Annotated in this window: 20 protein-coding genes; 12 read left to right on the top strand and 8 right to left on the bottom strand. The window is 65.2% G+C overall.

The window, feature by feature from the left end; genetic code table 11:
* Positions 1 to 60: 60 nt before the first annotated feature.
* Positions 61 to 900 carry a M15 family metallopeptidase gene (locus tag ASD28_RS13115; RefSeq protein ID WP_056128084.1) on the bottom strand — a complete coding sequence of 280 codons (840 nt, stop codon included), beginning with the start codon at positions 898 to 900 and terminating at the stop codon, positions 61 to 63.
* A gap of 57 nt (positions 901 to 957) precedes the next feature.
* Here ASD28_RS13115 and ASD28_RS13110 point away from each other — a divergent pair, with 57 nt between their 5' ends.
* The 3 genes from ASD28_RS13110 (at position 958) to ASD28_RS13100 (ending at position 5,722) form a co-directional block, all read left to right on the top strand.
* Positions 958 to 1,698 (top strand): hypothetical protein, encoded by a 741-nt coding sequence (locus ASD28_RS13110; RefSeq protein WP_156404041.1) that lies wholly within the window; start codon positions 958 to 960, stop codon positions 1,696 to 1,698.
* Between the two features lie 110 nt (positions 1,699 to 1,808).
* On the top strand, positions 1,809 to 3,464 hold the full coding sequence (locus tag ASD28_RS13105; protein WP_056128477.1) for a VRR-NUC domain-containing protein: 1,656 nt from the start codon (positions 1,809 to 1,811) through the stop codon (positions 3,462 to 3,464).
* The gene (locus ASD28_RS13100) at positions 3,461 to 5,722 is read left to right on the top strand and encodes an ATP-dependent DNA helicase (RefSeq protein WP_229412352.1); all 2,262 of its coding nucleotides are present in this window, start codon (positions 3,461 to 3,463) and stop codon (positions 5,720 to 5,722) included. Before ASD28_RS13105 ends, ASD28_RS13100 begins: the two co-directional genes overlap by 4 nt.
* A 99-nt stretch (positions 5,723 to 5,821) precedes the next feature.
* Here ASD28_RS13100 and ASD28_RS13095 read toward each other — a convergent pair whose 3' ends face one another.
* The 7 genes from ASD28_RS13095 to ASD28_RS13075 form a co-directional block, all read right to left on the bottom strand.
* Positions 5,822 to 6,565 (bottom strand): LytTR family DNA-binding domain-containing protein, encoded by a 744-nt coding sequence (locus ASD28_RS13095; protein WP_056128079.1) that lies wholly within the window; start codon positions 6,563 to 6,565, stop codon positions 5,822 to 5,824.
* Between the two features lie 3 nt (positions 6,566 to 6,568).
* Entirely contained in the window at positions 6,569 to 7,669 is a 1,101-nt protein-coding gene (locus ASD28_RS13090) for a sensor histidine kinase (protein ID WP_056128077.1), read from the bottom strand.
* Between the two features lie 11 nt (positions 7,670 to 7,680).
* A complete protein-coding gene (locus tag ASD28_RS13085; protein ID WP_056128074.1) occupies positions 7,681 to 8,388 on the bottom strand; it encodes a LiaI-LiaF-like domain-containing protein in 708 nt (235 codons plus the stop codon).
* Positions 8,378 to 8,752 (bottom strand): LiaI-LiaF-like domain-containing protein, encoded by a 375-nt coding sequence (locus tag ASD28_RS13080; protein WP_056128071.1) that lies wholly within the window; start codon positions 8,750 to 8,752, stop codon positions 8,378 to 8,380. Before ASD28_RS13080 ends, ASD28_RS13085 begins: the two co-directional genes overlap by 11 nt.
* A 165-nt stretch (positions 8,753 to 8,917) precedes the next feature.
* Positions 8,918 to 9,082 carry a hypothetical protein gene (locus ASD28_RS32450; protein ID WP_200949101.1) on the bottom strand — a complete coding sequence of 55 codons (165 nt, stop codon included), beginning with the start codon at positions 9,080 to 9,082 and terminating at the stop codon, positions 8,918 to 8,920.
* 34 nt (positions 9,083 to 9,116) lie between these two features.
* Entirely contained in the window at positions 9,117 to 9,284 is a 168-nt protein-coding gene (locus tag ASD28_RS32445) for a hypothetical protein (protein WP_200949099.1), read from the bottom strand.
* A gap of 296 nt (positions 9,285 to 9,580) precedes the next feature.
* Positions 9,581 to 12,529, bottom strand: a complete 2,949-nt coding sequence (locus tag ASD28_RS13075) for a TonB-dependent receptor (RefSeq protein ID WP_056128069.1) — start codon at positions 12,527 to 12,529, stop codon at positions 9,581 to 9,583.
* 192 nt (positions 12,530 to 12,721) lie between these two features.
* On the opposite strand from ASD28_RS13075, the gene ASD28_RS13070 reads away from it, so the two are divergent.
* The 9 genes from ASD28_RS13070 (at position 12,722) to ASD28_RS13030 (ending at position 22,924) form a co-directional block, all read left to right on the top strand.
* Positions 12,722 to 13,702: an N-acetylmuramoyl-L-alanine amidase-like domain-containing protein gene (locus tag ASD28_RS13070; RefSeq protein ID WP_056128066.1), complete on the top strand. Its 981-nt coding sequence runs from the start codon at positions 12,722 to 12,724 to the stop codon at positions 13,700 to 13,702.
* A 380-nt stretch (positions 13,703 to 14,082) separates the two neighbouring features.
* Entirely contained in the window at positions 14,083 to 16,089 is a 2,007-nt protein-coding gene (locus ASD28_RS13065) for a nucleoside-diphosphate sugar epimerase/dehydratase (RefSeq protein WP_229412351.1), read from the top strand.
* Positions 16,090 to 16,140: 51 nt separating this feature from the next.
* Positions 16,141 to 17,469 carry a nucleotide sugar dehydrogenase gene (locus tag ASD28_RS13060; RefSeq protein ID WP_056128061.1) on the top strand — a complete coding sequence of 443 codons (1,329 nt, stop codon included), beginning with the start codon at positions 16,141 to 16,143 and terminating at the stop codon, positions 17,467 to 17,469.
* 11 nt (positions 17,470 to 17,480) lie between these two features.
* Complete coding sequence (locus ASD28_RS13055) at positions 17,481 to 18,542, top strand: Gfo/Idh/MocA family protein (protein ID WP_056128473.1); 1,062 nt, start codon at positions 17,481 to 17,483, stop codon at positions 18,540 to 18,542.
* A gap of 2 nt (positions 18,543 to 18,544) precedes the next feature.
* Positions 18,545 to 19,153 (top strand): acyltransferase, encoded by a 609-nt coding sequence (locus ASD28_RS13050; RefSeq protein WP_056128057.1) that lies wholly within the window; start codon positions 18,545 to 18,547, stop codon positions 19,151 to 19,153.
* A gap of 31 nt (positions 19,154 to 19,184) precedes the next feature.
* Positions 19,185 to 20,324 (top strand): DegT/DnrJ/EryC1/StrS aminotransferase family protein, encoded by a 1,140-nt coding sequence (locus ASD28_RS13045; RefSeq protein WP_056128055.1) that lies wholly within the window; start codon positions 19,185 to 19,187, stop codon positions 20,322 to 20,324.
* A gap of 26 nt (positions 20,325 to 20,350) precedes the next feature.
* On the top strand, positions 20,351 to 21,481 hold the full coding sequence (locus ASD28_RS13040) for a glycosyltransferase family 4 protein (RefSeq protein ID WP_056128051.1): 1,131 nt from the start codon (positions 20,351 to 20,353) through the stop codon (positions 21,479 to 21,481).
* A complete protein-coding gene (locus ASD28_RS13035) occupies positions 21,453 to 22,148 on the top strand; it encodes a hypothetical protein (RefSeq protein WP_056128048.1) in 696 nt (231 codons plus the stop codon). Before ASD28_RS13040 ends, ASD28_RS13035 begins: the two co-directional genes overlap by 29 nt.
* Before the next feature lie 35 nt (positions 22,149 to 22,183).
* Positions 22,184 to 22,924, top strand: a complete 741-nt coding sequence (locus ASD28_RS13030; protein ID WP_229412350.1) for a hypothetical protein — start codon at positions 22,184 to 22,186, stop codon at positions 22,922 to 22,924.
* Positions 22,925 to 22,961 lie beyond the last annotated feature (37 nt).

Genomic DNA, 22,961 nt, shown 5'->3' with positions numbered 1-22,961 from the left:
CTGGCACTATTTCCTTGTCGAAAATTTGAGGTGAGACAACGCTCCGGGAACCGTCCGCCATCAGTGCCGCATCACCCCGCGCATCCGCAACTCCGCATGACCGAAGTCCATCATCGTCCAGCGCCCACCCCAGGTCAGGCCCAGCGATTCGGCGACCTCGCCGTAGAGCTGGTAACCACGCATGGCCCAGGGGTCTTTTTCCGAGATCACGAGTTTGCCGTCCCGCCAGAACGCACAGTCGGCCGCCAGCCCGTACTGGTGCCAGCTCTGGAATGCACGTGCGTTCGTCACCTGCGAACCCATGCCGGCCAGCATGTCCTGACGGGCCGGGCTGCGGTACCCCTCCAGCAGTGCCATCTCGTAACCGTATTTCTCCTTCATGATCTTGAACACCAACAGCAGGCGCTGGCTGAACTCCGGCCGCAGCAGCCCCCAGTTGCGGCTGGCGTCCACGAGCATCGGACGCACCAGTTCCACTTCGCGCGTGCCGAACGCAAGCGGGGGCAACGCGGCCGGCGGCACCAGCTGCTCGCCCTTGAGCAGCGCGGCCACCTGGGCATCGACGACGGTGTCGGCGGGCTCGTAGTCGGGCAGCATGTCCGGCCGGCGCATCAGCAACGCGAGCAGCGTCGGGATCAGCACGAGCGGCACGCCGACGGCGAACCACGCCCAGTGCCGCCGCAGCATCCTGCGGCCGTCGAACCACGCGCCGCGCGCGCCCGACCAGGACGCCCGCAGCGTGGCATTACCGCTGCGCTGCCAGCCCCCGACGCGCCAGTGGAGGCGGCGTTGCAGCATGCCGAGCACCTGCAGCACCGACGCCCGTCCGCCCGGGAACAGGGCGAGCCAAATGACGCTGCAGGCCAGGAAAAAGTACAAGAATGCGAGGAAGATCAGCATCGGATTCTCCGGTTTGTTTCTAATTGGAACTAGTTTTCCAATCTTAGGAGTAACGCGGTGCGCCCTACAGATGAAAATCAACCTGGCTCCAGACGTCCCAACCTGATGTCGTCGTCGCGCCGGGCAACCAGCGAAATCAATATCCTGGCCATGCTCGACGGCCAGGCACCCGGGCGCCGGCTCCGCGCCCTGCCGGTCGTCGTCTGGTACGGCGCCGCCGGCGTGCTGGCGTGCTCCCTGCTCGTCGTCATCGCGTGGCTCGTCCGCGGCGCGACGCCGGCGCGCGACAGCACGCCCGTCGACGTGCCAGGCACGCGCGCCACGCTGACCGCGGAAAGTCCGCTGTCCATGCCGGCGCCCAATACGTACGCGACACCTGCGGCAGCCGTCCCAGCGCGCGGCGCCGTCATCATCGATCTGCCCCAGCCTGCCGCCATTGCAGCGTCCGACGTGGCCAGGCGCGCCCCGGCCGGTACGACGGCGCACCCTCCGTCTGCCCCATCGCGCCATCCGGTCACGCGTCCCGCCACGCCGGCCGTTCCTTATGCACGGCCACAACCGGAGTCCCGGACGACCGCACCCCGGGCGCTGGCCCATGCGGACCCGGCACCGCCGCGCCAGAAGCGGACCGCCGGCGCCTCTAGGACGACGCCGTCAACGACCGGGGTCGATACGGACGTCGCCCTGATCTCGGCCATCCTCCAGCACACCGGCACCCGTAACGAGGCGGACGATGGCGCGGGAACGGCGGCGTGCACCGACAAGCCGTGTGGCCCGCGCATGCCACCCCGACAATAGGGCAGCCTGCCCGGAAAACCACGCCGCGGGCTGTAACGACAGCAAAACTGCTGGGCCATCGTCGCCGGCACCGTTATACTGTACAAAAGTACAGTTGGCGCGGTATGACGATGATCAGAGTCCTGGAAAACGAGTTTTATTATCTGGATAACTTCCAGCGCGTGCTGGACTGGATCGCCGAGCGCTACGCCGACCTGCTCATCGACGAGGAACACGCGTTCATCGCCGCCTTCCCGCAATTGCCGCAACCGGCCCGCGCCCTGTTCGTGAGAATGGCGATGCGCAAGGGCACCCTGTTCCGGGCCAGCAAGCTCAACTACGCGGAGATCGGCTGCCCGCGCGCCGCGGCAGAGGCCCTGCTGCCCAGCGGCTGGATCGAGTCGGACCCCGTCCTGACGCTCGACGAGCTGTTCGACCTGCTCTCCAAGCCGGAACTGGCCGGGGCGTTCGGCCTGACCGGCGCGCAGAAGAGCGCGCGCAAGGCCGACCAGCTCGAAGCGCTGCGCGGCGATCCCGCGCACGAGGCGGACCGCCCGTTCTCGCATTGGCACCGGCATTGTGACGACCTCGCATTGCGCCTGCTCGTGCAACCGCTGTGCGACCGCCTGCGCCTCATCTTCTTCGGCAACCTCTCGCAGGACTGGACGGAGTTCGTGCTGTCCGACCTCGGCCTGTTCCGCTACGAGCGCGTCGAATTCTCGCCGGCGTCGCGCGGCTTCCGGGCCCGTCACGACATCGACCACTACCTGCAGCTGCACGCGTGCAAGGAACGTTATTACGCGGGCGAGGCGGCGCTGGACGTACTGGCCGACCTGCCCCGCCATGCGTTCGGCAACGACTGGCTCGACAGCCGGCGCGAACGTCTGCTGTTCCAGCTCGGCCAGCTGCTCGAAAAAGAGCGGGACTGGGACAATGCGTATGCCGTGTACGCGGATTGCCGCTATCCGGGTGCGCGCGGCCGTGCGATCCGCGTGCTGGAAAAGCACGAGAAATTCGACGAAGCCCATGCGTTGTTCGAGACGGCGCAACAGGCCCCGGAAAGCGAGGCGGAGCGCCAACACCTGCTGCGCCTGGGCCCGCGCCTGGCGCGCAAGCTGGGCCATCCGAAAGGCCCGCCGCGCCGCGCGACGCCGGCCGCCCGGCTCGACCTGAGCCTGCCCCTGCCGGGCGGCGAATGGCGCGTCGAAGGCGTCGTGCTGGAGCATCTGGCGCGCGCCGACGCGCCCGTCTTCTACGTCGAGAACACGCTCGCCAACACGCTGTTCGGCCTGTTGTGCTGGCGCGCGATCTTCGCGGCCGTCCCGGGCGCGTTCTTCCACCCGTTCCACCGCGGCCCGGCCGACCTGTTCGCGGCCGACTTCTACCAGCGCCGCAAGGACGCCTTCGAGGCCTGCCTCGCACTGCTGGACGACGGCCGCCACCGCGCCGCCATCCTCGCGACGTACGACGAGAAGGCAGGCCTGCAATCGCCGTTCGTCGCGTGGGACTGGCTCGATCGCGGCATCATCGAACTGGCGCTGGACTGCATCCCGGCGGCGCACCTGACACTTTGGTTCCGCCGCATCCTGCAGGACGTGAAGGAAAACCGCACGGGCTTCCCCGACCTGATCCAGTTCTGGCCGGGCGAACAGCGCTACAACATGATCGAGGTGAAGGGCCCGGGCGACCGCCTGCAGGACAACCAGCTGCGCTGGATCGATTACTGCGCCGAGCACGGCATGCCGATCACGGTGTGCTACCTGCAATGGGAGCAGGCCGCCGCATGAACGACGCACGCTACGTCGTGTCCGTGCGTGCCCTGTGCGAATTCACGGCCAAGCAGGGCGACCTCGACCTGCGCTTCACGCCGTCGCCCACGGCGCAGGAAGGCATCGCGGGCCATGCCGTCGTGGCATCCCGCCGCGACGACAACTACCGCAGCGAAGTGTCGCTGGCGGGCGACTCGGGCCCGCTGCACGTGCGCGGGCGGGCCGACGGCTACGACCCCGACCGCAACCTGATCGAAGAGGTCAAGACGTACCGCGGCCAGTTCGCGCGCATCCCCGACAATCACCTGCGCCTGGCCTGGGCCCAGTTGCGCGTCTACGGGCACCTGATGTGCGAGGAGCTCGGAATGGACGACGTCAACCTGGCGCTCGTCTACTTCGACATCGGCACCCAGCAGGAAACCGTGCTGCGCGAGACCCGCACCCGCGCCGACCTCGCCGCGCTGTTCGAAGACCAGTGCCGCCGCTTCGTCGCCTGGGCCGAGCGGGAACTCGCGCACCGCGGCGCGCGCGACGCCGCGTTGACGGCGCTGCGTTTTCCGCACGCTGACTTCCGTCCCGGCCAGCGCCAGCTCGCGGAAGCCATCTTCCGCGCCAATGCCGGCAAGCGCAGCCTGCTCGCGCAGGCCCCGACCGGTATCGGCAAGACCGTCGGCACGCTGTTCCCGGTGCTGAAGGCGGCACCCGGCCAAGCGCTCGACAAAGTGTTCTTCCTGGCCGCGAAGACGCCGGGACGCCAGCTCGCGCTGGACGCCGCTGCCACGTTGAAGTCCGGGGGCACGCTGCCGTTGCGCGTGCTCGAACTGAGCGCGCGCGACAAGGCCTGCGAGCATCCGGACAAAGCCTGCCATGGCGATTCGTGCCCGCTGGCCCAGGGCTTCTACGACCGCCTGCCGGCCGCGCGCGACGCGGCGGCGCACGCGGACATGCTCGACCGCGCCGCGCTGCGCGAGATCGGTCTCGCGCACGACGTCTGCCCGTACTACCTGGGCAGCGAGATGGTCCGCTGGAGCGACGTCGTCGTGGGCGACTACAACTACTGGTTCGACGGCGGCGCGATGCTGTACGCGCTGGCGCTGGAACGCGGCTGGAAGGTCAGCGTGCTCGCGGACGAGGCGCACAACCTGGTATCCCGGGCACGTTCGATGTACACGACGACGCTGCAACGCGCGGGCCTGCGCGCGGCGCGGGCCATCGCACCGCCGGCGCTGCACAAGCCGCTCGACAAGGTCAAGCGCGCGTGGACGGACGTGAGCAAGTCCGCGCCCCTGCCCTACCAGGTGCTGGACGGCCTGCCGGACAAATTCCTGAACGCGCTGCAGGGCGCGGCCAGCGCCATCACGGAGCACATGGCGGCCTTCCCCGTACCGCTCGACCCGGAACTGCAGGATTTTTATTTCGGCGCGCTGCAGTTCGGCCGGCTCGCGGAATCGTTCGGCGAGCACTCTCTGTTCGACGTCACGCGCGAGGACGAGCGCAACACGACCCTATGCATCCGCAACGTCGTCCCCGCCCCCTTCCTCGGTCCGCGCTTCGCGTACGCCCATTCGACGACGCTGTTCTCCGCGACCCTGAGCCCCTGGCATTATTTCGCCGACCTGCTCGGCATGCCGGCAGACACCGCGTGGATCGACGTCGACTCCCCGTTCACCGCGAGCCAGCTGGACGTGCACGTCGCGCACGGCATCTCGACGCGCTACCAGGCCCGGGCCGGTTCGCTCGCGCCGATCGCGACCCTGATGGCGGACCAGTACCACGAAAAGCCCGGCAACTATCTCGCGTTCTTTTCCAGTTTCGACTATCTGCAGCAGGTGGCGGACCGCTTCGAGCGCGACCATCCGGACATCCCCGTATGGCGACAGGCGCGCCGCATGAGCGAGCCGGAACGTGCGGACTTCCTCGCGCGCTTCGTCGCGGGCGGTCGCGGCATCGGCTTCGCGGTACTGGGCGGCTCGTTCGGCGAAGGCGTCGACCTGCCCGGCGAGCGCCTCATCGGCGCCTTCGTCGCGACCCTGGGCCTGCCGCAGGTGAACCCCGTCAACGAGCAGCTGCGCCAGCGCATGCAAGCGATGTTCGGCGCGGGCTACGACTATACCTATCTCTATCCCGGCATGCAGAAGGTCGTGCAGGCGGCGGGCCGCGTGATCCGCACGGAGCAGGACCGCGGCGTCGTGTGGCTGATCGACGACCGCTTCGCGCGGCCGGAAGTGCAGGCGCTGCTGCCTGCCTGGTGGCACGTCGACAAGGCCGCCTTCTAGCGGCTCATTCAGGGTGGACAGGGCCAGGCGCGGCGACGAAGACAGTGCGGTTGCACGGCGAGGAGCTGCAACGACGCCATGGCCGCCCTGAATCAGCCGCTAGCGCATCAGGTCGCGGACCTTTTGATAACCGCTGCGGCTGATCGGAACGCGCGCCCCCGACTTCAGTACCGCGCAGTGACCATCCTTCCCGGTCGGCTCGATGCGCGCGATGGTGCCCAGGTTGACGATGTACGACCGGTGCACGCGCAGGAAGGCATGCGGATCGAGCTGGCTTTCCAGTTCGGCCATGCGCTGGTTCTTCAGCCACTGGCGGCCCTCCGAGCAGATGGCCACGTAATCGTCCTGGGCCTCGATGTAGTCGATGCGCGCGACGGGGATGACCTGCACGCGCGCGCCGTCGCGGATCAGCACGCGCTCGATCGGCTGGTGGCGCGCCCGCGCATCGGTCACGAGCGCGCGCATCGCCGCCTCCCCCTCGGTCGCGGGCGCGGCGACGCGTTCGCGCGCATGCGCCAGCGCCTGCGCGAGGCGTTCGCGCGTGAACGGTTTCAGCAGGTAGTCGAGCGCGTGGACGTCGAAGGCCCGCAACGCGAACTGGTCGTACGCGGTGACGAACACGTAGTGCGTCTTCGCGCCGGCTAGCTCGACGACTTCGAAGCCGTCCAGCTTGGGCATCTGGATGTCGAGGAACACGAGATCGGGCGCCAGCTCCGCGATGGCCTTCACGGCCTCGAAGCCGTTGGCGCATTCGCCGACGATCTCCACGTCGGGGTGGAGGCCGAGATGCTCGCGCAGCACGGCGCGCGCCAGGGGTTCGTCGTCCACGATGATCACGCGCATGCGTCAGATCCTTTCGGGTTCGGGTTGGGGTTCGTCGGCCGTTACCGCCGGCAGTGCGAGCTCCACGATGAAGCGGCCGTCGCGCCGCATCCAGTGCGCGCTCGCCTCATGTCCGTGGTCCGCCGCGAGGCGCTGGCGCACGTTGACGAGGCCCAGGCCCGTGCCGCGTGCCGAGGCTGTCCCGTCGACGCTGTCGGGATCGACATCGTTCTCCACGCGGATGCGCAGGATCGAGCCGGCGCGCGTCGCCTCGATGCGCACGAGGCCTGTCTCGATCATCTGGCCGATGCCGTGCTTGATCGCGTTCTCCACGAGCGGTTGCAGCAGCATCGGCGCCAGCAGGCACTCACCGGCGGCGGGATCGATGGCGGCATCGAAGCGCAGCCGGTCGCCGTAGCGCACCTGCTCGATGGCGACGAAATGCCGCACGAGCTGGAGTTCCTGGCCGAGCGTCACCTTGCGGTCGGCGCGCAGGCCCAGCGTGTGCCGGAAGAACTCGGCCAGTTGCACGGTCATGGCACGTGCGGCCGCCGGGTCGAGCGACGTCAGCGCGCTGATCGAATTCAGGCTGTTGAACAGGAAGTGCGGATCGACCTGGGCGCGCAGCATGCGCAGCTCCGCATCCTGGGCCATCAGCTTCATCTCCAGGCGCTGCGTCTCGAGGTGGCGCACGCGTTCGGTCTCGATCAGCAGGTAATTCACGGCGGCCGCCAGGCCGTACAGGATCAGGCCGAGGCCGAACATCGACGCCAGCACGGGGCCACTCGCGACGGGCACGTAAGCGTCCGGCGCCAGCGCGGCCAGCAGGCTGTTCCAGACCGCGCCCATGCCGCACCACAGCGCGGACACGCAGGCCGCCGTCATGCCCACGCCGGCGGCGATGGCGAGCGGACGGCGCCGTCCCAGCGGGTACGCGCGGCACACGTAGTAGGCGGAAAAGCCCGCCGCGTACGCGAACCAGAGCGCCAGCGGCACGGCGAACAGCACGCTCGCCCCCCAGCCCGCCCCACTGACGGCCAGCATGACCGCCAGCAGCAGGCCCAGCATCAGCCAGGCCAGCAGGTAGAGCGCCGTCGCGCGCCAGCTCGCAAAAATACCTTGCACTGGCCGCGCCTTTAGTTGCGCACTTCCACGCCGCCCATGATGGCGTAGCCGGTGATGACGAGGCGCTTGCTGGCGTCGGGCGGCCGGGCCGTCTTTTCCGCGAAGCCGCCCATCACGGGCGTGCCGTTCAGGACGACGGTCCAGTCGGGCGGAACCTTGATGTTGATGCCGCCCCAGACCGTGAAGATGTTGATCACGGCTTCCTTGACGATGGACGCGTCGCGCAGGTCGAGCGCGCAGCCGCCCATCACGGCCGTGATCTCGCCGCCGCGGAAGTCCTGCGTGCTGACGCGCCGCTCGAAACCGCCCAGCACGGCGACGATGTCGACGACGTTGTCCGGACTCGCGCCTGCGGCAACGCCATCGCGCGCCACCCGCCCCGGGCCCAGCGAGCGGTACAGCACGAGACCGCCGAGCGCGATCATCACGAGCGGCCACAGCGTGCCCCAGCTGATGTAGAAGTAGCCCATGCGGCTGACGATCATCAAAAGGCCGACCGCGATCAGCACGCCGCCCATGTAATTGCCGCTGCGGCCGCTGCGCGTCCCGCTGCCGAACAGCGCGACGCAGCCGGCCACGATGAAGGCGAGCGGCCAGAACCCGATCGCATGGCGGAAATTCAGGATGTCGAGGTTATCGAGCAGGAACAGGACGCCCATGCCCACGACGAGCAGGCCCAGCACGACCTGGCTCGACGCGCGGTTCGTGTTATTTTCCATGGCCGTCCCCTCCCTTCTGGCCGAAGCGGCGCTCGGCGATCGGCCGGATCGCCATCGTGATGCCGCTGATGATGATGAACAGGGGCCAGCTGTTGCCGAACGTGAGGCCCCACAGGCCCTCGAGCACGGCGAACAGCCACAGGCCGATGAAGACGGTCCACAGGCCGTTGGAGAATTCGCGGGCGCTCGGGTAGCCGATGGTCTGGTTGATGCCCACGACGACCAGCAGCAGCGGCGCATAATGCCACAGCGAGCGGACGTCGAACACATCCATCTGGTCCAGCAGGAAGGCCACGCCCAGCCCCACCAGGACCAGGCCCCACAACACCTGGCGCCGCAGGTGGTAGGAAGCTTCGCTATTCATGTTTCCTCCGTTGTGATCGAATGTCGACACGATAACGGAGGTCGGCGCGCGGGTGGAAGTGCTTTTCGGCCAATGGCGGCGCCGTCCCGGTGAATGGCGACGGGGCCGGCGAATGGCAAAGGGCCCGCCATGTCGCCATGGCGGGCCCTTCGGAAAGCGGACGAATCAGGCCGCGGCTTGCGGACGCTGCCCCTTCTGCTGGTTGCGGTACTTGGCGCGCGCAGCGGCCAATTTGAGGGCTTCGCGCGCGACGTTCATCTTGTGGATCTCCTCGCGCTCTTTCTTGCCGCGGTGCTGGGCCACGTGTTTGCTGCCGATCTTGGCGGTCATGATGCTTCTCCTGTTCGGTGACGGTGAAACTGGTTCAGGAGCGGGAGGTGCCGATCCGGTCGTCCGACGGCATCAGCATGCCCCACCCCAGCTGGCGCCGGATTTCTTCCGGCGTCGGCGGCGGTTTCGGATCTTTCGAACGCCGCTCGAGGTACTCGCGCACGAGATGCTTGGGGGGATGGTTCGTCGTCGTCGTGGTCATGGCAACCTCCGCTTCCGTTGAAGCCGGCGCGTTCATCGCCGGCTTCGAAATTGGTGCCGGTCCTCGAGGCGACCGGCTGACCTGTCGAGGTGGTTGGCCACCTGCGGAAGATCGCTTGGTGCCTCACTCGACGCCTCCATCGTAGCGAATCCAACGGGGTCGCAACCGTTAGATGCCGCACACTGTGCGTCCCCATGAGTTCCAGTCCTACAGGCCATCTTCAACGAGACCTACGCGGCAACAAGAAATGCAATAAAAACGGGGCCGCAGCCCCCTTGCGCCTGTCGGCGACAACGTCAGAAACGATATTTCAGGTTCACATAGAACTGGCGGCCGCTGACGTCCAGCTTCTGCTGCTCCTCCTCGCTGTAACGATAGTAGGCGCGCTTCGCATTGGTCAGGTTCGTCGCATCGAACGTGAGCAGCAACTGCGGCGTGAGGTTGACGCTGGCGTTGAAGGCCAGCGTCGTCACCGGCGCGGCCATCGTCGGCGCCGTCGGCATCAATACGCCGTTGACGCTGTACAGGCCCTGGCTGTTGGCCGTCGGCGCGGGCGCCGTGGAGCTGTTCACGTATTCGCTGCGGTAGTTCGCGACGAGGCGCAGCGACACCTTGTCGTTCTCGAAATAGCCGCCCAGGTTCGCGGCCCATTCGGACGCGCCGACCATCGGCCGGCCGTCGTCGACCTTCGTGTGCGCGCGGCTGATGTTGCTGGTGAAGCCGAAGCCCGTCGTGCCGAACGGTTGTTCGTACGACAGTTCGAGGCCGGCGATGTGCGCCCCCTGCTGCTCCGACGTCTGGACCGTGTACGTCTTCATCGCCTGCGCCGCCGAATCCCACAGGTCGATCGTGGCGCCGCCCGTGGTGCCGGTCTTCGCATAACCCTGGATGCGCGAGTAGAACAGGTCCACGCCCACCATCGAGCGGCGCGAGAAATACCACGCCCACGACGCGTCGAGGTTGTCCGACGTGAGCGGCTTGATGTCCGGGTTCGGGCCCGTCACGCGGCACCCCTGTGCATCGCACGTCGGGGAGCCGAAGCCGGCGCCGAGCAGGTTGTAGTTCTGGCGGCCCACCGTGCGGCTCGCGCCGAAGCGCAGGATCTGGTCCTTCGTCAGCTCGTAGCGCACGTTCATGCTGGGCAGCCAGTTGTTGAAGCGGCGGTCCGTCTTGATGAAGTAGTAGGTGTTGCCCGTGTTGTTCTTGAAGGGCTCGTTGTCGTAGACCGGCTGCACCTCTCCCGACGTCGTGATCGCATCCGGATAGGCCGCGCATGGAATCGCCGGCTGGCCGGGTGCGGCACGCAGGCAGACGCCGGCCGGAATCGGCGTCGGGATGTCGGCGTTGATACGCGTCTGCACGAAGCGCAGGCCCACGTTGCCGGACCAGCGCTCGCCCTCCAGGTTGGCCATCACATAGGCCGCACCCTGTCGTTCGCGCATGTGCAGTTCGGACGCGATGCGGCGCTCGTACTGGTCGCTCGTCGCCTTCGTCGCGCCCTGGAAGTATGCCATCAGCACGGCGGGGTCGAACGTATAGCCCGTGTTGTCCCAGCCGGCCGGGCCGTCGAGACCGGCGCCGAAGTCGGACGGCCACGGAATCGTGCCGGTCGGCGCGCCGATCGTGATGTCGCGGTTGTGATAGGCCGGGTAGCGGCGCGCGCTGTCGCGGTGGTGGTCGGCGTAGCGCACGCCGCCTTCGACCGACTGGACCCAGCCCTTGTCGACGCGCCATTCGCCGTCGACCTGGCCGCTCGTCTCGCGGTCCGTCGTCTTCAGGCCGGAGATCGTCCGCACCACCAGCTGGTCGGGCCTGGCGCCGGTGCCGTAGTACTTCACGTACGGCGCGTTGTCGACGCCGGCCAGCGCGTACGACACGCCCGTGCCGAAGCTCGCATAGGTCAGGCCCTGGTCGTAGTCCGTCTTGCCGACGCCGCGCGTCGTCGACAGCAGCGTCTTCAGCGTGAGGTCCTGGTTCACGCGCCACTTGCCGTCCAGGTCGAGAAAGGAACTGGTGGCACGCGCGCCTTGGCGGTAAAAGCCTTCCGAATTGCCGATGTATTGGGGCGGCGTCCCGTCGGGGAACATGATGTCGGCGCTTTTCAGCACGCGCAGCTGGTCGCCGTACATCGTCGTCTCGGTGACGATGACGGGGTTGCGGATCGACGCGAACACCTGCTGGCCCTGGGCGCCCACGGTGTTCGGCGCCGTCGCGCCGGTGGCGCCGTCGGCCAGCGACGCTTTACCGAGCAGCATGCTGTACATGGCGCCGGCCTTCAGGCGACCGTAGTTCGGCGCCTTCAGCGTCGACGTGAAGCCCGTCACCGTGACGTCGACGTCCTGGTTCGGCTTGAACTCGAGCGAGAACATGCCGCCCTTGCGGTCGCGCACGCCCTCGACGAATTCCGTGCTCATCGAACCGGGCAGGCGCACCCCGTTCAGGTCGGCGGCCTTGTAGCCGCTGCCGGTCAGCGACGCGTCCGTGATGCCCTTCATGGTGGTCGTGTTGATGACGTCCCAGCCGCTGCTCGTGCCGTACGCGAGGCGCGACGCGGAGTCGCGGCGGATGTAGCGCTTTTCCGCGAAGCCCTGCAGGATGAAGCCGAACGTGCCCGCCTCGTTCTTCCAGTTCACGGACGCGTTCAGGTCGGGCGCCGTCTTGCCGGGCAGGGTCGCGTAGCTGGCGCCGACGCTGGCCACGCCCGACAGGCGCTCCTTCTGCGCCAGGGGTTTGCGCGTCGTGACGTTGATGGTGCCCGCGAGGCCGCCGTCGACGATGTTCGCCTGCGACGTCTTGTACACGATGGCCTGGTTCAGCACCGACGACGGCATCAGGGACAGGCTCGTGGAACGGCTGCTCGATGCCTGGTCGGCGATGTACCAGTCGCCGCTGCTCACCGCGTGGCCGTTGAACACGATCAGCGACATGTCCGGATTGGTGCCGCGCATCGCCACCTTTTCCGCTTCGTCGTAGTCGGTGCGCACCGCCACGCCGGGCAGGCGCTGCAGCGAATCGGCCAGGTTCTTGTCCGGCATCTTGCCCACGTCCTCGGCGGTGATCACTTCGACGTTGGCGGTGGCATCGCGCTTGACGGCCAGCGACTTCGCCATCGACGCACGGATGCCCGTCACTTCGACCGTTTGCATCTGCGTGCTGCCGGCGTCGTTCTGGGCCAGCGCGGGCGTACCCGCCACGCCCAGCCATGCCAATGCGACAGCGGCCGCGAGCGGCTTCTGCTTCAACATTTCTCTCTCCTCTGTAGTCATCGTCGGGGCCGGTGTTTCCCGGTCTCGCGCTCAGTATTGACGATGACAAAGTCGTTGGATAATGATTACTGTTGAAGAATCTATAACTAAAAGGAATGCTCGGACTGCAATTTGTTTTTGACGGCTCCGGCCGGCCGGGTTAGCGTAGCGTTTTATCCATCGAGACCCGCCATGCGTCCTGTCCGCGCGCTGCCCGCGCTCCTGCTTTCCATACTCGTTGCCGGCTGCGCGACGCCGCCCGCCGTGCCGCCCGCCGCCGATGCGGTCGCGGTTGCGCAAACGGCGGCCACCGAACCGCTCGACGCGATCCTGGCCAAGCCCCTGTACCGCATGCACCCCGTCGAAGCGGGCCGTTACATCGCCTGGGTGCACGAGGCCGAGCCCGACCTGCGCAAGCGCATCGCCGCCATCGGCCGCAAGAACCTCGGCCAGCCGTATCGCCTGAACCTGCTGGGCGAGTTCCCCTACCAGGTTCATGACGACCTGCCGATGTTCAGCCTGGATCACAGCGACTGCGTCGTGTTCGCGGAACACACCTACGCGATGGCCCTGTCGCAGTCGTGGGAAGAATTCTTCTGGATGCTGCAGCGCATCCGCTACCGCGACGGCGTCATCGGCGTGGCCACGCGCAACCACTACACGGAGATGGACTGGAACGTGGCGAACCGCTGGCTCGTGACGGACATCAGCGCCGACCTGGCCGGCCCGGATGGCCCGGCGTACACGATGACGATCGACCGCGCCCGCTTCCTCAAGACGCGGCACCACACGGACGCCAGCATCCCCGTCGAGACAAGCCGCCAGGCCTACGTGGCGAAGGACCGCGTGGCGGCCATCGCGGGCCAGCTGCGCGAAGGCGATCTCGTCAACGTGATCTCGACGCGCGACGGCCAGTACTGGGCTTCGCACGTAGGGCTCGTCGTGCTCGGTCCGGACGGCGAGCGCCACTTCCTCCATTCCTCCGAGCCGCAGGTGCGCGAGGAAACCTTCGAGTCCTACATCGCCCGCGCCGCCGCGCGCGAGGAACGCAACCGCCAGGCGGGCAAGAACGGCCAGGTGCTCGCCGGCTTCAAGTTCCTCCGCCTGAACGACGACATGGTAGTGCCGCCGATGGCACCGCAGCCGCGCCCGGGCCGTCCGGCCGGCGCCTGAATCCCGCCTCCACCGCGTCCATCACCCGTGATGGACGCCCTCTTTCACTCCCCCTTCATTGCCGCCTTCCGCCTGGCAGTCCCCCGCATTACGTTTTGAATCGGCGCGAATTCCAATTAGAAAATAATGGGAAATATTCTTTGAATTAATTTCCCAATGTTATCGCTTATGGATTCCGAAAAGAATTCCCTATTCCCGGTTGAGCATGGTCAAATCTTTATCGATGTGTATCGAGATAATAAATAGACCTGCTCATCAGAATAACAAACGACAATTTATCCGCGAATAAATATAAGTCTGACTTCGCCTTTCCGGGATACCAGTGCTTGTTTCAAACTTTGGAAGTTTGCATTCATTAACTCACGCAATGCTTCAGAATCATGGCCAAGCTCAACCAAGTATTCGTTCGTCGAATCTGCTCCCGGATGGTGTCCCTGCATCGCACGTCGAAAATCGCGCTGATGATCACGGCCGACCTGATCGCGCTGCCGTTTTGTTTCCTGGGCGCGATGCTCCTGCGCGGCGGCGATTTGAGACTCGCCTCCCATTTCGGGCCGGGTTCTTATGTTCTCGTAGCAATCGTCACGATAGCGGCGTTCTCCATTTCGGATCTTTATCGCGCCGTGATTCGTTTCATCGACCAGCGTTTATTGAGCGCGACAGGCCTGGCATTGGCGATTGCCGTTCTCTGCGCATACACCATCACGTTTTCTGTGAACGAAGCAAATTTTCCACGCAGTGCCTTGGCCATTTATTGGTTTATCGCTTTTTCGTATGTCGTTGCATCGCGCATCGGTGTGCGCAATCTGCTGCGTAACCTGAACGGGAACCAGCGCGGCACGTCGGAAGTGGTGGCAATCTACGGCGCCGGGGAATCCGGGGCGCAGCTGGCGCAGACGATGCGCAACAGCGACGAATATCGCCCTGTCTGCTTTTTCGATGACAAACGCGCCCTCAGTGAACGCACCATCGGCGGCCTCCGCGTTTTTCCCACCGATCGTCTGGTGGAAACGGTCAATGCAATGGGTATCCGCTCGATCGTGATCGCCATCCCGGCCGTGGCGCCCGGCCGCCTGCGCGACATCATGCAGCGGCTGGCCCAGGCCGGTATCACGACCAAGATCCTGAGCCGTCTCGTCGACCTGGCCGACGACAAGGTCACGCCGCGCGAGAGCATCCGCGACCTGAAGTTCGAAGACCTTCTCGGCCGCGCGCCCGTGCCGCCGCGCCTCGACCTGTTTGCGCTCTGCGTACGCGCAAAAAACGTCATGGTCACGGGCGCAGGCGGCTCCATTGGCAGCGAACTCTGCCGCCAGATCGCCACCTTGAGGCCAAGCCGGCTGCATCTGCTCGACCACTCCGAATTTGCCTTGTACACAGTCCGCCAGGAGATGGCCAATCGCTTCCCCGACGTCCCCGTGGACGCCCATCTCGGCTCGGTCTGTAATGCGGACCTGATCGAACGCATCCTGCGCGACAACCGCGTCGACACCATCTACCACGCCGCCGCGTACAAGCACGTTCCTCTTGTGGAAACGAATATCGTCGAAGGCCTGCGCAACAACGTGATGGGCGCCCAGGTGATCGCCACACAGGCCGCAAGACACGGTGTCGAAACCTGCGTGCTGATTTCGAGCGACAAGGCGGTGCGTCCGACCAACATCATGGGCGCCAGCAAGCGCATCGCCGAACTCATCTTTCAGGCAGCGGCCGCGCGGCCCGGCACGGACACGACGTTCTGCATGGTTCGCTTCGGGAATGTGCTGGGGTCGTCGGGTTCGGTGATTCCGCTGTTCCAGCGCCAGATCGCACGGGGCGGCCCGGTCACCATCACGCACCCCGACGTATCGCGCTACTTCATGCTGATTCCTGAGGCGGCCCAACTGGTGATCCAGGCAGGGGCGATGGCAAAGGGCGGCGACGTGTTCGTGCTCGACATGGGCGAGCCCGTACGTATCCTGGACCTCGCACGGACGCTGATCGCCTTGTCCGGCCTGACCGAGAAGACGCCGCAGAATTCGGGCGGGGATGTCGAGATCAACTATGTCGGCCTCTTCCCCGGCGAGAAACTGCAAGAGGAATTGCTGACCGACGGCGTTGTCTTCCCAAGCGAACATCCGCGCATCATGCGCATGAAAGAGAACGCCTTGCGGCCGAGCGTGCTGGACACCTTCATCAACTGTCTCATGATGGCCTGCGACACGCATGAACGCGGCCTGATCGAAGGCATGGTCAAGGCCATCGTGACCGAGTACAACCCCGGCCGGCATGCCGAAGGGGCCGCACCGGCCCCCGCCCCGGCACCGGCCGTGGCCGCGCCGACACCCATCGCTGCGCCGCAGGAACGGCTGGCCCTGATCAAGAAATTCGTGCCGTTCCGGATCTAGGCGCGGCAACCGGAACGCCCCTTTTACCCAACCAGTTCGGCGAGGACCCACATGCGTGACGAAAGCAAACCGGCTTATCTCGAACAACTCACTGCCCGTCTGAGTGAGCGCACTGCCCTCATTGGCATTATCGGCCTGGGCTACGTGGGCCTGCCACTGACGCTACGCTATGCCGAAGCCGGCTTCCGCGTACTCGGGATCGACATCGATGGGAGCAAGGTCGAACGCCTCAACCGGGGCGAAAGCTACATCAATCACGTCCCCGCTGCCGACATCGCACGTGCGCGCAGCCAGGGCTTCGAAGCGACCACCGATTTCACCCGCGCGGGAGAACCGGATGCCTTGATCATCTGCGTGCCGACGCCGCTCAACCCGTATCGCGAACCCGACCTGTCTTTCGTACTGGAGACGACCGAAGCCCTGCTGCCGTTCATGCGGCCAGGTCAGGTACTGTCGCTGGAAAGCACCACGTACCCGGGTACCACCGAAGAGGAACTCAAGCCGCGCCTCGAATCGCGCAGCTTCGTCATCGGACGCGACATCTTTCTCGTCTTTTCTCCCGAACGCGAAGACCCGGGCAATCCCGACTTCCACACCCGTACGATACCCAAGGTCTGCGGCGGCGTGACGCCGGCCTGCCTCGAAGCGGGAATCGCCCTGTACGGCGCGGCCATCGACCGTGTCGTCCCGGTCAGTTCGACCCGCGCGGCGGAACTGACCAAGCTGCTCGAGAACATCCACCGGGCCGTCAACATCGGTCTCGTCAACGAGATGAAGATCATCGCCGACCGCATGAAGATCGACATCCACGAGGTCATCCGCGCAGCCGCAACGAAACCGTTCGGCTTCACCCCCTATTACCCTGGTCCCGGTCTCGGTGGGCACTGTATCCCGATCGACCCGTTTTACTTGACGTGGAAAGCGCGCGAATACGGCCTGCACACCCGCTTCATCGAGCTCGCCGGGGAAATCAACAGCGACATGCCCCACTGGGTCGTCAGCAAGCTCACGGATGCGCTCAACCAGCGCGGAAAAGCCGTGATGGGAAGCCGCGTGCTGGTGCTGGGCATCGCCTACAAAAAAGACGTCGAGGACATGCGTGAATCGCCTTCGGTCGAACTGATGGAAATCCTGCGCGACAAAGGGGCCGTCGTCGACTATGCCGATCCACACGTGCCCGTCTTTCCACGCATGCGCGAACACCACTTCGACCTGAAGAGCGTCGAACTCACCGCGCAGCGCATCGCGTCCTATGACGTCGTACTGCTGGCCACGGCACACTCCGCCTTCGACTATGACCTCGTACGGCAATACGCCAGCCTCATCGTCGACACGCGCGGCGTCTACCTCGCCGCGCTACCCAACGTCGTGAAAGCCTGAGGACCGCCATGATGCGCCACTATCCTGCTCCCATCCAGGACCGCAAGATCCGCTTCGCGCTGGTCGGTTGCGGCCGCATCGCCAACAATCACTTCGAGGCCCTGCGCAAACACCAGGACCGCGCCGAGCTGGTCGGCATATGCGACGTCGACCCGCGTGCGCTCGACCGCGCGGTCGGACTGACCGGCGCCGAAGGCTACGCCAGCCTCCAGGAGATGCTGCGCCGCGCCGACGCCGACATCGTCGTCGTCACCACGCCCTCGGGCCTGCACCCCGAGCAGTCGATCCAGATCGCCAACGGCGGCCGCCACGTGATGACGGAAAAGCCGATGGCGACCCGCTGGGAGGACGGCAAGCGCATGGTGGCCGCGGCCGACGCCGCCGGTGTACGCCTGTTCGTGGTCAAGCAGAATCGCCGCAACGCCACCCTGCAGCTTCTCAAGCAGGCCGTCGACAAGAAGCGCTTCGGCCGCATCTACATGGTCAACCTGAACGTGTTCTGGACCCGCCCGCCCGAGTACTACCACAGCGCCAAATGGCGCGGCACCTGGGAATTCGACGGCGGCGCCTTCATGAACCAGGCCAGCCACTATGTCGACCTGATCGACTGGATCGTCGGCCCGGTCGAGAGCCTGCAAGCCTATACCGCCACCCTGGCGCGCGACATCGAGGTCGAGGACACCGGGGTGCTCAGCCTGCGCTGGCGCAACGGCGCCCTGGGTTCGATGAACGTCACCATGCTGACCTATCCGCGTAATCTCGAAGGGTCGATCACGATCCTGGGCGAGCACGGCACGGTGCGCGTCGGCGGGGTGGCCGTGAACGAGATTCAGCAGTGGGAATTCGCCACGCCCGATCCCGACGACGACAGGGTACGCGACGCCAGCTATGAAACCACCTCGGTCTACGGTTTTGGCCACCCGCTGTATTACGACAACGTGATCAAGGTGCTGCGCGGCGAAGCGGAGCCCGAGACCGACGGACGCGAAGGCCTGAAGTCGCTCGAAGTACTGATCGCCGCCTATAAATCGGCGCGCGACGGCAAGCGCGTGGCCCTGCCGCTGGAGTACTGATCATGAACGCTCCCATCGACAGCAAGGACATCCACCCGAGCGCGATCGTCGACGATGGCGCCGTGCTCGGACCCGGCACCCGGGTCTGGCACTTCTCGCATGTCTGCGGCGGCGCCCGCATCGGCGCCGGCTGCTCGCTCGGCCAGAACGTCTTCGTGGGCAATGACGTCGTCATCGGCGACCGCGTCAAGATCCAGAACAACGTCTCCGTCTACGACGCCGTGACGCTCGAGGACGAGGTGTTCTGCGGCCCCAGCATGGTGTTCACGAACGTCTACAACCCGCGTTCCGGCATCGTCCGCAAGGATCATTACCGGCGCACGCTGGTCAGGCGCGGCGCCAGCATCGGCGCCAACGCCACCATCGTCTGCGGCGCGACGATCGGCGCCTACGCCTTCATCGGCGCCGGCGCCGTGGTCAAGCACGACGTGCCCGACTTCGCCTTGATGGCCGGGGTGCCGGCGCGCCAGGTCGGCTGGATCAGCCGTTTCGGCGAACGCCTGCCGCTGCCGACGGCCGGCAACGGCGAGGCGGTCTGCCCGCACACCGGCGAATCGTACGTCCTCGTCGACGGCGTCTGCAGCCTCGTTTCCGCCCTCTCCCGACTCTGAACCGCCCCGACTCGCGAACGGACCGACTACCATGAAATTCATCGACCTCAAGTCCCAATACCAGGCATCGCGCGCCCTGATCAACGGCCGCATCCAGGCCGTCCTCGACCATGGTCAGTACATCATGGGCCCCGAAGTGGGCGAACTCGAGGCTCGCCTGGCCCAGTTTGCGGGCGCCCGCCACTGCATCACCGTGGCCTCGGGTACCGAAGCGCTGCTGATTGCGCTGATGGCGCTCGGCGTGGGCCGCGGCGACGAAGTGATCACGACCCCGTTCACGTTCATTGCCACCGCCGAGGCCATCGTGCTGCTCGGCGCGACCCCGGTGTTCGTGGACATCGATCCGGTCACCTGCAATCTCGCCCCCGCGCTGATCGAAGAGAAGATCACGGCGCGCACCCGGGCAATCATCCCCGTGTCGCTGTACGGGCAGCCGGCCGACATGGACGAGATCAACGGGATTGCCGTGCGCCACGGCCTTGCCGTCATCGAGGATGCCGCCCAGAGCTTCGGCGCCACCTACCGCGGCAGGCAGAGTTGCAACCTTTCCGGCGTCGGCTGCACCAGCTTCTTTCCCAGCAAGCCGCTCGGCTGCTATGGCGACGGGGGCGCCCTGTTCACCAGTGACGACGAGCTGGCCAAGGCCATGCGTGAGATCCGCGTGCACGGCCAGTCGAAGCGCTATGTGCACACCCGCATCGGCGTCGGCGGCCGCATGGATACCCTGCAGTGCGCGATCGTGCTGGCCAAGCTGGAGCTGTTCGATTGGGAACTGCAGCAGCGCCAGCGCGCCGCCTCCGCCTACGATGCGCTGTTGCTCGGCAAGGACATGGGGGTTCGTCCGGTCGGCCGGCGGGACGACCGGACCAGCGTCTACGCCCAGTACACGGTGGTCGTGGAACAGCGCGATGCGCTGCAGGCGGCGCTGCACCGGGCCGGAATTCCGACCGCCATCCATTATCCCGTCCCCATCCACCGCCAGCCTGCCTATGCATCGCCGGGTGGGGCGGATGCCTGCCCCGTTGCCGTCGAGATGGCCGGAAAAGTGATGAGCCTGCCGATGGGCCCATACCTGTCGACGGCGAGTGCGCAACACGTTGCAACGGTATTGCTGGACGCGGCTGGCATCAGCCGGCGCAGCAGCGTGGAACCCGTGGCATTGCCGGAGTAAGGCTGTTCAGCAAAGGATGCCTCACAATGTGCAAGGTCGTTCATCTCACGTCGGCCCATCCTCGCAACGACACGCGTATCTTCATCAAGCAGTGTCGGACGCTGGTCGCACACGGGTATGACGTGACGCTGGTCGTTGCCGACGGCCTGGGCGACGACCAGCGGGATGGGGTAGCGATCGCCGACGTCGGCCTCCCGGGTGGCCGCGTCAAGCGCATCCTGCGGACCACCCGCCGCGTCGGCGACAAGGCAATTGCGCTCGATGCCGATATCTATCAATTGCACGATCCCGAGCTGTTCCTCGTGGGATTGCGGCTCAAGCGGCGCGGCAAGAAAGTGATCTTCGATTCGCATGAAGATGTTGCGCGCCAACTGCTGGGCAAGCCCTACCTGGGACCGCTGTCGCGCAGGCTGCTGTCCTCTACCTATCTGGCCGTGGAGCGTCACGCCTGCTCGCGCTTCGACGGGATCATCACGGCAACTCCTTTTATTAGAGAAAATTTTCTCAAGATTCATCCTCTTACTGTCGACGTGAACAATTTCCCCATGGAGGGGGAACTCGACAGTGACGGCCCCTGGGAAAACAAGGAGGCCGAGGTCTGCTATGTCGGCGGTATCGGCAGTATTCGCGGCATCCGCGAGCTGGTCCAGGCGGGCGAATTGCTGGCCTCGGCGGCGCGGGTGAACCTGGTGGGGACATTTTCCGAACCCTCCGTCGAGGCGGAAGTGAAGGCGAACCCTGGATGGCGCCGCGTGAATGCCCATGGGTACCTCGACCGCCAGGGCGTGCGCGAGGTGTTGAAACGTTCGATCGCAGGCATCGTGACGTTCCATCCGCTGCCGAACCACCTGGATTCCCACCCGACCAAGATGTTCGAGTACATGTCGTCCGGTATTCCGGTGATCGCCTCGAATTTCCCGCTCTGGCGCGACATCATCGAAGGCAATCGATGCGGGATCTGCGTCGACCCACTCGATCCCGAAGCGATCGCAGCCGCGATAGATTACGTCGTGACCCATCCGCAGGCCGCGAGGGCGATGGGCGAAAACGGCCGCCGGGCTGTGCTGGAAAAGTACAACTGGACTGTCGAGGCAAACAGGCTGACCGACTTCTACGGAGCGATATCCCATGACAAGCAAGCTGTCGCAGCTGTTTAACCTGGCCCTCGACATCAGCAAGCTTCCGGTCGCACGCCTCGAATTCCGCCTGGATCTGAATCCGGACAGCGTACGGCGCATGCACGCCCATTTCACCAAGCCTCACCCGAGGTACAAGATCTTCCAGAATAAATCGTTAGGTGCGGCACTCGTCGACCTGAAGCGCTTCGCGGACCCCGACGAGTATATGGCGAATATGAAAGGGCGTAACTCGGCGGGATCCTACGCCAGGAAAGCCAGGTCACGTGGTTACTCGGTCGTCGAGATCGACAGGAACGTGTTCGTCGAGGACATCCATGAAATCAACACCTCGCTCGATCAGCGCCAGGGCCGGCCGATGGCCGACGCATACCGGCAAAAACAGACGCACTTCAGCCCAGAGAAGAACTACAAATATTTCGGTGTGTTGAACTCCGCCGGGAAATTGACGGCCTACAGTGACATTGGTTTTTTCGGCAATTTTGTCGCCTTCGACCGCCTGCTCGGCCTGCGCAACAATGACGGCGCCATGCACCTGATGGTAACGGAAATTATCTGCCGGATGATCGAAAGCCACGCCTACGGCTACCTCATGTATGACACGTTCTTCGGTGCCAGTCCCGGGCTCAGGACCTTCAAGACGATGCTCGGTTTCGAACCCTATCGCGCAAAATATTCACTCCAATGACTCCATTACTAAGGCGTATCTATAGCGATTACGGGATGCCGTCGCGCCTGCGTACGCACGAAAAGCTGATTTGTGCCGCCAGGGATGCCGGCTACCTCCAGACCTCGATCCGCGATTTCCTCGACCGTACGCGGGCCGGCGCTTCAGCGGCCTCGACATTCATCGTGCATCGGCATGACATCGATACGGACCTGCGCACGACCAGGAAACTATTCGAGATGGAAAAGAAATATGGCGTCAAGGCGAGCTATTACTTCAGACTGTCCACGCTTGACTTTGGCCTGATGCGTGAAATCGAAGATTACGGCAGCGAGGCCAGCTACCACTACGAAGAAGTGGCCTCTTTCGCCAAGAAGAACAAGATCAAGGATCCTGCCCTCGTGCGGGATCGACTCCCGGAAATCAGAAATGTCTTCCGCAAGAACTTCCAGTGGTTCGAACAGCAGCTTGGAAAAAAACTCCGCACCGTTGCCGGCCATGGTGACTTCGCGAACCGCCGCCTGAAGGTGAACAATACGGAAATCCTCGCGGACCAGCAACTGCGCGAAGAATGTGGCATCGAGTGCGAGGCCTACGACCGCAGCCTGCTCGACCATATCGACATGTATATCGTGGACCGTCCGCCTCCACAATATTACTGGCCGACCTCGCCCCTGAACGTCGTCTCCGCACACCGCAGCCTCTGCCTCGTGACCCACCCACGGCAATTCGAAACGAACTGGAAGGAAAACACCAAGGACAATCTTTTCCGCTTTTATGAAGCTGTGACGTGGTAAGCGGCACCCCGCATTCAACCGGTAAGCAAAGAAAGCT

Origin of the sequence: Massilia sp. Root133, from assembly GCF_001426525.1 — a bacterium.
GTDB lineage: Bacteria > Pseudomonadota > Gammaproteobacteria > Burkholderiales > Burkholderiaceae_D > Telluria > Telluria orientalis.
This window is presented reverse-complemented; position numbering and strand designations above follow the sequence as displayed.